General features: G+C 72.8%; 10 protein-coding genes. 4 read left to right on the top strand and 6 right to left on the bottom strand.

Features of this window, described 5'->3' with window-relative positions:
* Positions 1-96: 96 nt before the first annotated feature.
* Positions 97-1620 (bottom strand): sensor histidine kinase, encoded by a 1524-nt coding sequence (locus BM041_RS13645; protein ID WP_092960320.1) that lies wholly within the window; start codon positions 1618-1620, stop codon positions 97-99.
* Complete coding sequence (locus BM041_RS13650) at positions 1617-2297, bottom strand: response regulator transcription factor (protein ID WP_092960322.1); 681 nt, start codon at positions 2295-2297, stop codon at positions 1617-1619. The genes BM041_RS13645 and BM041_RS13650 overlap by 4 nt, the downstream gene beginning before the upstream one ends.
* A gap of 133 nt (positions 2298-2430) precedes the next feature.
* Here BM041_RS13650 and creD point away from each other — a divergent pair, with 133 nt between their 5' ends.
* Positions 2431-3699 (top strand): cell envelope integrity protein CreD, encoded by a 1269-nt coding sequence (gene creD / locus BM041_RS13655; protein ID WP_175533917.1) that lies wholly within the window; start codon positions 2431-2433, stop codon positions 3697-3699.
* Between the two features lie 73 nt (positions 3700-3772).
* On the opposite strand, the gene BM041_RS13660 is transcribed toward creD, so the two are convergent.
* The 4 genes from BM041_RS13660 to BM041_RS13675 all read right to left on the bottom strand — a co-directional run bounded on the left by BM041_RS13660 (position 3773) and on the right by BM041_RS13675 (position 8148).
* Positions 3773-4738, bottom strand: coding sequence for a KpsF/GutQ family sugar-phosphate isomerase (locus BM041_RS13660; protein ID WP_217648714.1), 966 nt, complete (start codon positions 4736-4738; stop codon positions 3773-3775).
* Positions 4735-5490, bottom strand: coding sequence for a 3-deoxy-manno-octulosonate cytidylyltransferase (locus tag BM041_RS13665; RefSeq protein WP_092960535.1), 756 nt, complete (start codon positions 5488-5490; stop codon positions 4735-4737). The genes BM041_RS13660 and BM041_RS13665 overlap by 4 nt, the downstream gene beginning before the upstream one ends.
* A gap of 8 nt (positions 5491-5498) precedes the next feature.
* Positions 5499-6329 (bottom strand): 3-deoxy-8-phosphooctulonate synthase, encoded by an 831-nt coding sequence (kdsA, locus tag BM041_RS13670; protein WP_092960326.1) that lies wholly within the window; start codon positions 6327-6329, stop codon positions 5499-5501.
* 106 nt (positions 6330-6435) lie between these two features.
* Positions 6436-8148, bottom strand: coding sequence for a hybrid sensor histidine kinase/response regulator (locus BM041_RS13675; RefSeq protein ID WP_092960328.1), 1713 nt, complete (start codon positions 8146-8148; stop codon positions 6436-6438).
* 155 nt (positions 8149-8303) lie between these two features.
* Here BM041_RS13675 and BM041_RS13680 point away from each other — a divergent pair, with 155 nt between their 5' ends.
* The 3 genes from BM041_RS13680 (at position 8304) to msrP (ending at position 11913) form a co-directional block, all read left to right on the top strand.
* Complete coding sequence (locus BM041_RS13680) at positions 8304-9404, top strand: glycosyltransferase (protein WP_281244548.1); 1101 nt, start codon at positions 8304-8306, stop codon at positions 9402-9404.
* On the top strand, positions 9401-10846 hold the full coding sequence (locus BM041_RS13685) for a glycosyltransferase family 39 protein (protein WP_092960537.1): 1446 nt from the start codon (positions 9401-9403) through the stop codon (positions 10844-10846). Before BM041_RS13680 ends, BM041_RS13685 begins: the two co-directional genes overlap by 4 nt.
* 77 nt (positions 10847-10923) lie before the next feature.
* Positions 10924-11913 (top strand): protein-methionine-sulfoxide reductase catalytic subunit MsrP, encoded by a 990-nt coding sequence (gene msrP / locus BM041_RS13690; protein WP_092960330.1) that lies wholly within the window; start codon positions 10924-10926, stop codon positions 11911-11913.
* Positions 11914-11917: the final 4 nt, after the last annotated feature.

Here is an 11917-nt window from a genome sequence, read left to right on the forward strand (position 1 = left end):
GCCGCGGCCGCGGCGGGGACGTCATGCCGCGGCCGCGGCGGGGATGTCAGGCCGCGGCCGCGGCGGGGATGTCAGGCCGCGGCCGCGGCGGGGATGTCAGGCCGCCGGGATCACCAGCCGGAACCGTGCGCCTGGCCCACCCGGCATCAGGTCGATGCTCCCGCCCGCCGTCGCCATGTGGCTGCGGGCGATGGATAGGCCGAGCCCCGTCCCCCCTCTGTCCCGCGCCGTGGTGAAGAAGCGCCCGAAGATGCGCCCCGCATTGCCCGGGGAGACGCCGCGCCCGTCATCGCTGACCTCGATCACCACCTGCGCGCCGGCCCGCCGCCAGGCGATCTGCCCGGTGGCGCCTGGCCCGGCATGGCGGGCGATGTTGTCGGCCAGGTTGCGGATCACCGTCGCCAGGCGCTCCGCCGGGATCGCGGCGCGCAGCGCCTCTCCCTCCAGCGCTACCGGGGCGGGCATCGGCAGGCCGCGGATCACCGCCGCCACGTCGCAATCCTCCTCCCCCCGCGGCAGCGGTGCCTCCGCCCGCGCCAGTTCCAGCAGGCCCTTCACCAGCCGATCCAGCCGTCCGACATCCGCGGCCGCCTGGCTGAGGAAGGTGGCGCGCTCCGCCTCCGTCATCTCCGCCGCATGGTCCGCCAGCAATTCCAGCGCGCCGCGGATGGCGGCGAGCGGCGTCTTGAACTCATGGCTCATCTCGGCGGCGAAGGCGCCGATATAGTCCGCACGGTATTCCAGCGTGGTGGCCATGGACTGGATCGCGGCCCACATCTCATCGGCTTCCCGCACCGCGCTGCGCCGCGTGCGGGGCAGCAGCGTGGCGCGCGCGCCGGCCGCCACGGCGTGGGCCTGCGCGGCCACGGCCTCGATCGGGCGGCTGACGGTATAGGCGATGACCAGCGCCAGCACGCCGGCGGCCAGCAGCAGCGCCGCCGCCAGCCCCGCCATCTCCCAACGCTTGCCATGCAGCGCCTGGTCGATGCTGGCCGGGGTGCGGGACAGCACCACCACGCCGATCACCGCGCCCCCTTCCATCACGGGATGCGCCAGGAACACGCGGAACGGCGCCGCCCGGCTGATGGAGGCCGATCCCACCCCCGGCTGGGGCGGCCGGTCCCGCAGCACCGCCGCCGGCCACCCCGCCAGCGCCGCCGAAACCTCCGCCCGCCCCGCCAGGGACAGCCCCATCTCCCCGCCCGAGGAGGCGACGACGATCCCCGCCGCATCGGTGACGCGCATCCCCGCCAGCGTGATCCGCTGCGCCGCCGCCAGCACCGGCAACAGCGTGGCGCCCGCCGCCAGCGCGCGCGGGTCTGCCGGCCGGTCCGGCGCCAGCGCGTCCGGCGCCGGCGGCAGCACAGGGTCTTTTGCCAGGTCCAGCACCGCCGCCCGGGGCGCCCAGCCCGGCCCCGGCGCCGGGGGCGCGCCGCCATGCCAGGCGGCCTCATAGGCCGCGCCGATCACCGCGGCCTGCGCCACCAACTCCGTCTCCGTCTGCCGGACCAGCGCGCTTTCATACAGCCGCAGCAGCCACAGCCCGCCCAGCGGCAGCGCCAGCAGCAGCAGATTCGCCGCCAGCAGCACCGTCCGCAGCCGGGGTTTCCGCGGCCTCATCCGCTGAACCGGTAGCCGAGGCCATGCACCGTCCCGATCGGCTCCGCCCCCAGCGCCGCGAATTTCGCGCGGATGTGGCGGATATGGCTGTCGATGGTGCGGTCGCTGACCACGCGGCGGTCGGGATAGGCCACATCCATCAGCGCATCCCGCGTGAAGACCCGGCCCGGATGCGCCGCCAGGCAGCGCAGCAGGGCGAATTCCGTCACCGTCAGCACCACCTCCTCCGCCCCCCAGAAGGCCTGGTGGCTGTCCGGCAGCAGCCGCAGCGCGCCGCGCGCCATCTCCGCCGGTGCCGGTGCCGGGGAAGGGGCCGCCGCGCGCCGCCGCAGCACGGCGCGCACGCGGGCCACCACCTCCCGCGGGCTGAAGGGCTTCGTGACGTAGTCGTCGCCGCCCAGTTCCAGGCCGAGGATGCGGTCCACCTCCTCATCCCGCGACGAGAGGAAGATCACCGGCACGTCGGAGGTCCGGCGCAAGCGGCGGCAGACCTCCGTGCCGTCGATCTCCGGCATGGTCACGTCCAGCACCAGGATATCCGGCGCCTGGTCCGCCACCGCCGCCAGTGCCGCGGCGCCATCCGCGGCTTCCGCCACCGCGAAGCCTTCCCGTTCCAGCGCGAAGCGCAGGATGTGGCGGATATGCGGGTCGTCATCGACGACCAGGACCTTCGGCATGGGCCTCCTGTCAGGCCACGCGGCCCTGCACCGCATCTGCACCAAATCTCCGCGCCCGCTGCAAGCGCCCTCCGTCACCGCTGCACGGGCGCCCGCGATGCTCCGCGCCATTCCTGGAACGGAGGACACACCCATGGAACCCGACCCCAAGCCCGGCCTGCTCGATCGCCCGACCCCGAAACTCGCCGCCGTCGGCCTGGTGCTGCTGGCGATGCTGGTGCCCCACCTGATGATCGGCGGCGTGATCGAGGAACGGGAGGAACGCCACCAATCCGTGCAGCGGGAGATCGGTGCCGGCTGGGGCGGCCCGCAACTGCTGATGGCCCCGGTCCTCGCCATCCCCTGGTCCGGCGCGCAGGGAAGGAGCGGCCACATCCACCTCCAGCCGGAGCGCCTGGACGCGCAGGTGGAACTCGCCCCCCAGCTCCGCCGCCGCGGCCTCTACGAGGTGCCGGTCTATACCGCGACGGCACGGCTGGAGGGCCGGTTCAATGCCGCGGGCGCGGTGGTGCTGCAGGAACCCTCGGCCATCCTGCATTGGGGCGACGCTACCATCGTCGCCGGCAGCCAGGCCATGCGCCTGGCCGGGGAGGTCCCGTCGATGCGCCTCGGCGAGGCATGGTTGCCCGGGGAGGACGGGCTGCCGCGCTGGGATGACTGCATGCCGTCCCGCGGCATCGCCTGGCGCGCGAATCTGGCGGCGGCGCCTGATGGGGCCATTCCCTTCGCCGTGACGCTGCCGCTGCGCGGGTCGCAGCGCTTCGGCCTGCTGCCCGGCCCGCAACGCGCCAACCTTTCCATCGCTGCCGCCTGGCCCACGCCGAGCTTCATCGGCGACGACCTGCCCGAACAGACCAGCGTGGAAGAATGGGGCTTCACCGCCGCCTGGTCCCTGGCCGGGGAGGGTGCGGCCGCCCGCCGCACCCTTTGCGGCCGTCACGCCGCGGCGGCGGGTGTGGAGTTGCTGGAGGCCGTGCCGACCTACCGCATGGTCAACCGCGCCTCCAAATACGCCATGCTGTTCCTGGCGCTGTCCTTCGTGACCTACACGCTGTTCGAACTGCTGGCGGGCTTGCGCATCCACATCGTGCAATACGCCATGCTCGGCTGCTCCGTGGTCATGTTTCCGCTGCTGCTGCTGGCGATCGGGGAGCCGCTGGGCTTCGCCGCCGCCTATGCCGCCGCGACCCTGCTGGTCATGGCGCAGGCCAGCCTGTTCACCGCCGCCGTCACGGGCCGGCGTGTCCTGGCCGCGGCCTTCGCCGGCGTGCTCGCGGGCCTTTTCGGCTTCCTCTATGTCGTGCTCAGCCTGGAAGCCTATTCGCTGCTGGTCGGCACGCTGGCGCTGTTCACCGTGCTGTCGGCGGTCATGGCGCTGACGCGCCGCGTCCGCTGGGGATAGCCCCAGACCCTGGCGGTCCAGGGTCCCCCCGGACCCTGGCGAGGGGGTCAAAGGGGGAGCAGCGCTCCCCCTTTCACACCACCCCCGCCCGCAGCAGGTCATGCAGGTGGATCACGCCGCGCGGCACGCCATCCACCACCACGAACATGCTGGTGATGCGCCGGTCGTTCATGGTCTTCACCAGGTCGGGCGCCAGCGAATCCGGCGCCGCCACGATCGGGTTGCGAGTCATCGCCTCCACCGCCGGGCGATCGACGAAGCCCTTGCGGAAGGCGCGGCGGATGTCGCCATCGGTGATGACGCCCAGCAGCCGGCCTTCGCCATCCACCACGCCGCCCGTACCGAAGGGCTTCGACGTCATGGTCACGATCGCTTCCGCCAGCGTCGCGCCTTCCGCCACCAGCGGCATGTCCGCATGCATCAGGTCGGACGCCCGCAGCAATTGCGCGCCGAGCTTGCCGCCGGGGTGGAACACGCGGAAATCCGCCGCCGAGAAGCCCCGCGCCTCCAGCAGCCCCATCGCGAAGGCATCGCCCATGGCAAGCTGCATGGTGGTGGAGGTGGTGGGCGCCAGGCCGTTCGGGCAGGCTTCCGGCATCCGCGGCAGGATCAGCGGATAATCCGCCGCCTTGCCGAGCGGGCTGTCCGCGACGGAGGTGATCGCCACCAGCTTCACCCCGAAGCGATGCGCATAGCCGATGATGCTGCCGAGTTCCGGCGCGGCGCCCGACCAGGACAGGGCCAGGATCACATCCTCCGGCAGGATCATGCCGAGGTCGCCATGGCTGGCTTCCGCCGGATGCACGAAATGCGCGGGCGTGCCGGTGGAGGCCAGCGTCGCCGCGATCTTGCGGCCGACATGGCCGGACTTGCCCATGCCCGTCACGACGCAGCGCCCGGATTTGCCGAGCATCATGCGCACCGCCGCGATCAGCGTATCGCCGAGCGTCCCATCCAGCGCGTCCCGCAGCGCCGCCAGCCCATCGGCTTCCAGCTGCACGGTGCGGCGCAGGCTCTCCCGCAGATGCGAATCGCTCACCGTGCAGCGCCCCCTTGGGCATGACCTTGCGCATGCAACTGCCGCGCGCGGTGCAGGTCGGCCGGCGTATCGACGCCGAGCGGCACGTCATCGACGGCGACCGCATCGATCCGCATCCCCGCTTCCAGCGCGCGCAGCTGCTCCAGCTTCTCCCGCGTCTCCAGCGGCGAAGGCGGCAGCGCGACGAAGCGCGCCAGCGCGCTGCGCCGCCAGGCATAGAGCCCGATATGGTGCCACAGCGGCCCATCGCCCCAGGGGGCGGTGGCGCGGGTGAAATAGAGGCAGCGGAAGCGCCCCGGCGCCGTCTCGCTGCCCACCATCTTCACCACCTGGCTCGCCGTGCGCTCCTCCTCCCGCTCGATCTTCGCGACCAGCGTGCCGAGGGCGATGTCGGGATGGTCGATGGCGGCGAAGACGGCGCGGATGGCCTGGGGCGAGATCAGCGGCAGGTCGCCCTGGACATTCACCACCACATCGAAGCGGCCTTCGGGATCGATGGCCGTGATCGCCTCATGGATGCGGTCGGAGCCGGAGGGATGGTCATCCCGCGTCATCTGCGCGCGGCCGCCCGCGGCGCGGACCACGCCGGCGATCTCCTCGCTGTCGGTGGCGACGACGACATCGCCGATGGCGGCGGCGATGGCGCGACGCCAGACATGGACGATCATCGGCTCCCCGCCAATGTCCGCCATCGGCTTGCCCGGCAGGCGGCTGGCCGCCATGCGGGCCGGGATCATGACGATGGGTCGCATGGCGTGCGTCACCGGAAGGACTTCACCAGGCTGTCGATCGCCATCAGGCGTCCGATCAGCGCCTCGAACTGGTCGAGTGGCACCATGTTGGGCCCGTCGGAGGGCGCGCGGTCGGGGTCCTCATGCGTCTCGATGAACACGGCGGCGACGCCGACGGCCACCGCGGCGCGGGCCAGCGTCTCCACGAATTCGCGCTGGCCGCCGGAGGAGGTGCCCTGGCCGCCGGGCTGCTGTACGGAATGGGTGGCGTCGAACACGACCGGCAGGCCGGTGTCCCGCGCCATGATCGGCAGCGACCGCATGTCGCTGACCAGCGTGTTGTAGCCGAAGCTGGCGCCGCGTTCGGTCAGCAGCACATTCGGGTTGCCCGCGCCCGTCACCTTGGCCGCGGCATTCTTCATGTCCCAGGGCGCCAGGAACTGGCCCTTCTTGATGTTCACCACGCGCCCGGTGGCGGCGGCGGCCAGCAGCAGGTCCGTCTGGCGGCAGAGGAAGGCGGGGATCTGGATGACATCCACCGCCTCGGCCACCGGCGCGCATTGCGCGGCCTCATGCACATCGGTCAGCGTCGGCAGGCCGAGGCTCTCCCGGATCTCGGCGAAGACCTCCAGCGCGGTTGCCATGCCGATGCCGCGCGCGGCGCTGGCGGAGGTCCGGTTCGCCTTGTCGTAGCTGGTCTTGTAGACCAGCCCGATGCCGAGCCGCCCGCAGATCTCCTTCAGGCGGGACGCGGTCTCCAGCGCATGGGCGCGGCTTTCCATCTGGCAGGGGCCGGCGATCAGGGCCAGGGGCAGGTGGTTGCCGAGCGTGACGGGGCCGATCGCGACGGAGGCTGACACCGGGGCGGGATCCTTGTCCGGGGGAGGGGGAAGGGCGGCAGCGGGGCTTACAGCACGGGGCGGGTGGCGCCAAGCAAACCGGCAGGCGCACCCACCCGGGGGGGGCTCAGCCCGCGGGCAGGATCAGGTGGATGATGGTGCCCCGGCCGAGGACGCTTTCCGCCGCCAGCGCGCCCCCGCTGCCCCGCACGAAGGCGGCCACCATGGCCAAGCCGAGCCCCGTGCCCTGGCCCTCCGGCTTGGTGGTGAAGAAGGGCTCGCCGAGCCGCGCCAGCGCCGCCGGGGCCATGCCCTCGCCCTCATCGCGCAGCGACAGGCGGATATAGACCCCGGCCGGCAGATCCGGCGCATCGGCCGGGCGGGGCGGCACGGCCAATTGCGCGGCGGTGATGGTGATGGTGCCGCCGCGCGGCATCGCATCCCGCGCATTGGCCGCCAGGTTGATGACCGCCGTCTCCAGCTCCGCCCGGTCCAGGGATGGCGCGGCGAGGAGGGGACCTGTCACCTCGCACCGCACGCGGATGCCGGCGCCGAGGGTCGAATCCAGCAGCTGCGCCAGCTCGCGCAGCGCCGACGCCAGTTCCACCGGCCCGTCGGCCTCGCTGCCCAGGCCGTTGCGCCGCGTGGTGTCCAGCATCCGGCGCGACAGCGCGGTCGCGCGTTCGGCATGGCGGCCGAGATGCCCGGCCACCTGCCGCACCCGCGCCGGATTCTCCGCATGCTTGGCCAGCAGCACGGCGGCGGCCATGACGGATTGGGTGATGTTGCCGAAATCATGCGCCAGGCCGCCCGCCAGCAGCCCCATCGTCGCCTGCCGCTCCGCCGTGCGGGACCGGGCCTCGGCCGCCGCGCGCTGGCGGGCCGCGCGTTCCGCCCACCAGGTCACGCCGCCCAGCACCAGCATGGCCGCCAGCGCGCCGATCACCGGCACCAGCATCTGCCGCCGCCAGTCCAGCCGCAGCGCGGACAGGGAGAGCCCATAGGCGACGCCCACATCGTGGCCCGGGATGCGCCGCAGGGCCATGAGGCGCGGCTGCCCGTCGATCGGGCTCGGCCCGTGCAGCAGGATTCCGGGGCCGCGGCGCAGTTGGCGCAGCAGCGGGCCGGCGGCGGCGGGCAGGGCGGCGGTCTCGGGCTGCGCCGGCGCGGGCACCGCGGCCAGCACCGCGCCATCCAGCCGGAACAGCGTCACGGTATCGCCGGGCGCTTCCAGGATGGACCGGTAGAAGGCCTGGAAATAGTGCGGCCACAGCGTCGCGACCACCACCCCGCCATCCGCCAACCCATCGTCACGCCGGCGCGGCCGCGCCATGGGGAAGATCAGCACGCCGACCGTCCGGCTGGTGATGACCTTGCCGATGGTCGGTGCCTCCCGCATCGCGCTGCCGGGCGGGTGCGCCGCCACGTAGTCGCGCCCCGCCACATCGACCGGCGGGGTGGGGAAGCTCGTCGTACTGGATGCCGCGAAGCGCCCGGCCGGGTCCACCAGCGTCACCCCGCCGGCGGAGGGCGTCACCGCATCCAGGGTCAGCAGGAAGTCATGCAGCGCCCGGCTTTCGCGGATCTCGTCCCAGCTCATGCCCGCCACGCGGGATTCCACGGCGGCGATGGCGATCTCCTGCGTCTCGAAGGCGCGCAGCGCGTGTTCCCGCAGCATTTCCGCGGTGCGGGAGACGCGCTCCTCCGCCGCCTCCACCGTCGCCTGCCAGGCCTGCCAGGCCATGGCGCCCAGCCCGGCCAGCGGCAGCAGGACGCTGATCGCCCACAGCAGGCGCAGCGCCCGCGCCCCGGCCAGCATGGCCCGCGACGGCAGCTTCATCCCTCGGGGCTCCGGCGGTGCTCCGCGCGCGGCCTGGTTCTCATCACCCGATTGTGCCGCGCGGCGCGCCCCCGCGCCAGGACTGCCCCGCCAGCCCGCAAGCCTGTCCAGGTCCCCGCCTGTCCAGGGCCCTGCCTGCCTGCTAGACGCCGCTGGTGCCCACGCCCCAGCCCATCCGCCTCGCGGTCATCGTCCCGGTCTTCAACGAGGCAGCGAATGTCGCCCCGATGGTGGATCGCCTGGACGCCGCGCTGGCTGGCATCCCCTGGGAAGCGATCTTCGTCGATGATGACAGCCCCGATGGCACCGCCGCCGTGGTGCGGGGCATCGCCGCGCGGGACCCGCGCATCCGCTGCCTCCGCCGCATCGGCCGCCGCGGCCTGGCCTCCGCCTGCATGGAGGGTTTCCTCTCCACCACCGCCCCCTTCGTCGCCGTCATCGATGGCGATCTCCAGCACGACGAATCGATCCTCCCCGCCATGCTGGCGGCGGTGGAGGGCGGTGCCGACATCGCCATCGGCAGCCGCCATGTCGCCGGCGGCGCGGCGGAGCAAGGCTTCTCCGCCGCCCGCGGCGCGCTGTCCGACATGGGCGCGAAGATGGCCCGGATGCTGCTGCCCACCCCGGTCGCGGACCCGATGAGCGGCTTCTTCCTGCTGCCCCGCGCCCTGGTGGAGGAAGTCGCCCCCCGCGTCGCCGGCCGCGGCTTCAAGATCCTGCTGGACATCCTGCTCTCCGCCCGCCGGAAGCTGGCGGTGGCGGAAATCCCCTACAGCTTCCGCAGCCGCCAGGCCGGCGAGAGCAAGCTGGACGCGACGGTGCTGCTGGAATTCGGCGCCCTGCTGCTGGACAAGGCCACGGGCGGCATCGTGCCGCTGCGCTTCCTGGCCTTCGCCGCGGTGGGCGGCATCGGCGTTCTGGTCCATATGGCGGCGCTGTTCCTGCTGGTGCAGGCGGCGGGCTTCGGCTTCGGGCCTGCGCAATGGGGGGCGACGCTGGTGGCGATGACGGCGAATTTCGCCCTCAACAACCGCATCACCTATCGCGATGCCCGGCTGCGCGGCCCGGCGCTGTGGCGCGGCCTGCTGCTGTTCTACCTGGTCTGCGGCATCGGCGCCGCCGCCAATGTCGGCATCGCGGGGCTGCTGGTTCGGGACGGCGTGCTGGCCTGGGGCCTGGCCGGCGCCGCCGGCGCGCTGCTGACGGTGGTGTGGAACTACGCCGTGTCCTCCACCCTCGTGTGGCGCGCCCGATGATCGGGGTCCTCGCCGCCCTCACGGCGCTTCGCCTGCTGGTCGCCGGTGCCACGCCGCTGGCGCCGGACGAGGCCTATTACTGGGTCTGGTCCCGCGTGCTCCAGCCCGGCTACCTCGACCACCCGCCCATGGTCGCCTTCTTCATCCGCGCCGGCACGCTGCTGGCGGGGGAGGTTGCGTTGGGCATCCGCCTGATGGGCCCGCTGTCCATCGCACTGGCCAGCGTGTTGCTGGCCCGCGCGGCGGATGCCCTGTTCCCGGACCGCCGGCCGGGAATCTGGGCCGCGGCGCTGTTCAACGCGACGCTGCTGGTCGGCGTCGGCGGCATCCTGATGACGCCCGATTTGCCGCTGCTGGTCTTCTGGGTCGCGGCGCTCTGGGCGCTGGCGCGGCTGCATGTCACGCAGGATGGGCGCTGGTGGCTGGCCTTCGGCCTGTTCTCCGGCCTCGCCCTGGTGTCGAAGTACACGGCGGGGCTGCTCGGCATCGGGGTGATCGCCTGGCTCATTGCCTGCCGGGGCGCCTGGCACTGGTGGCGGGACTGGCGGCTCTGGGCCGGTGGAGTCCTGGCCGCCGCCGTCTTCGCCCCCGTCATCCTCTGGAACGCCGCCCATGGCTGGGCGAGCTTCGTCAAGCAGGGCGGCCGCGCGGGGGTGGAGACGGGCGGCTTCACGCTGCGCTTCCTCGGCGAACTCCTGGCCGGGCAGGCGGGGCTCGCCACGCCGCTGGTCTTCATCCTGTGTGTCACCGGCACCGCGCTGGCGGTCATGGCCTGGGTCAGGCGCGGCGATGCGGCGGCGGCGCTGCTGGCGGCGCTGGTCGTCCCCGGCGCCGCGCTGTTCACCTGGCAGGCCACGGGCAGCCGCGTGCAGGGCAACTGGCCCGCCATCCTCTACCCCGCCGCCTGCATCCTGGCCGCCGCCTTCATCACGCCGCGCCTGGCGCGGCTGCGCCGTCCCGCGGTCGCGCTCGGCGCCACGCTCGCGCTGCTTGCCTACATCCAGGCCGCCATCGCGCCGCTGCCCCTGCCGAGGCGCCTCGACCCCACCCTCGCGCGCCTTGGCGGCTGGGATGCCTTCGCGGCCCTGGTCGAGCAGGAGCGTGCGCGGACCGGTGCCGGCTTCGTCGCGGCGGAGGAATACGGCCTGGCCGCGCAACTCGCGCTGCGCCTTCCCCCCGGCGTGCCGGTGGTGGCCCTCAACCCCCGCTGGGACCTGTTCGACCTGCCGCGCCCCCAATCCCTCGGCCCCGCCGTAACCGGCCTGCTGGTCCAGAGCGAAAGACGGGACAGCGTGCCGGACTGGCCGGGGGCCGAGCCTGTCCAGCGCGCCGAGGGATCGCTGGTGCGGGCGCGCGGCGGGGTGGAGGCGGAACGCTACCGCGCCTTCCGCGTCACCACCCGCGCGGACCTGCCCGCCGCCGCCGTGATGCCGCGTCCCTGACAGGGTCGCCGCTTGACGGGACGCGGCGCGCCCCGATCCTCTAGGCTCCATCGCGGCCCAACAAGGCGGAGACGACCATGCTCATCAAGCGCAGGCGGGGCTGGGAAATCCCCGAAAGCCAGGCGACCCCCGAACACCTGGTCGCCAACCGCCGCACGATCATGAAGGCGGCCGGCGCCGGCGCCATGCTGCTGCCCGGCGCGGCGCAGGCGCAGTTCTGGCGGCGTGGCGAACCCGCCGACCCCTGGGCGCGCAACCCGGCGGAGGTGCCTGACCTGCCCGCCGCCATGCGCAACACCCGCTACGCCGCCGGCCGCGCCATCTCCCCTGAGCGGGACGCCATCACCTTCAACAACTTCTACGAATTCGGCACCGACAAGGGCATCTGGTCCGTCGCCCGCGCCATGCCGACGCGCCCCTGGACCATCAAGGTCGATGGCATGGTGGAGAAGCCCGGCGAGTTCGATGTGGACGACATCATCCGCCGCATCGGGATCGAGGAGCGCGTCTACCGCCTGCGTTGCGTGGAGGCCTGGGGCATGACCGTCCCCTGGTCCGGCTTCCAGCTCTCCTCCCTCCTCAGCCTGGTCACGCCGCTGGCATCGGCGAAATATGTGCGGTTCGAGACGGCGGCGATCCCCGCCGTCATGCCCGGCCTGCGCCAATCCTGGTACCCCTGGCCGCATGTGGAGGGCTGCACGATCGACGAGGCGGCGAATGAGCTGACCTTCATGCCCGTCGGCCTCTTCGGCCGGCCGCTGCCGGCGCAGAATGGCGGGCCGTTCCGCGTGCTGTTCCCGTGGAAGTACGGTTTCAAATCCGGCAAGTCGATCGTGCGCATCACGCTGACGGACCAGCGCCCGAAGAGCTTCTGGGAAACCCTCCAGGCCAGCGAATACGGCTTCTGGGCCAATGTGAACCCGGAGGTCCCCCACCCCCGCTGGAGCCAGGCGACGGAACGCCTGATCGGCAGCAACGAACGCGTGCCGACGCGGCTCTACAACGGGTATGGCGAATTCGTCGCGGGCCTCTACACTGCGAGGCAGAACGAACGTCTCTGGGCCTGACCGC

The organism is Falsiroseomonas stagni DSM 19981 (assembly GCF_900114315.1).
In the GTDB taxonomy this organism is placed as follows: Bacteria; Pseudomonadota; Alphaproteobacteria; order Acetobacterales; family Acetobacteraceae; genus Falsiroseomonas; species Falsiroseomonas stagni.

Coding starts and splice junctions, on each gene's coding strand:
- BM041_RS13650 (WP_092960322.1), bottom strand. CDS start 2,297: ATGCCGAAGGTCCTGGTCGTCGATGACGACCCGCATATCCGCCACATC.
- creD (WP_175533917.1), top strand. CDS start 2,431: ATGGAACCCGACCCCAAGCCCGGCCTGCTCGATCGCCCGACCCCGAAA.
- BM041_RS13675 (WP_092960328.1), bottom strand. CDS start 8,148: ATGAAGCTGCCGTCGCGGGCCATGCTGGCCGGGGCGCGGGCGCTGCGC.
- BM041_RS13685 (WP_092960537.1), top strand. CDS start 9,401: ATGATCGGGGTCCTCGCCGCCCTCACGGCGCTTCGCCTGCTGGTCGCC.
- msrP (WP_092960330.1), top strand. CDS start 10,924: ATGCTCATCAAGCGCAGGCGGGGCTGGGAAATCCCCGAAAGCCAGGCG.
- BM041_RS13645 (WP_092960320.1), bottom strand. CDS start 1,620: ATGAGGCCGCGGAAACCCCGGCTGCGGACGGTGCTGCTGGCGGCGAAT.
- BM041_RS13665 (WP_092960535.1), bottom strand. CDS start 5,490: ATGCGACCCATCGTCATGATCCCGGCCCGCATGGCGGCCAGCCGCCTG.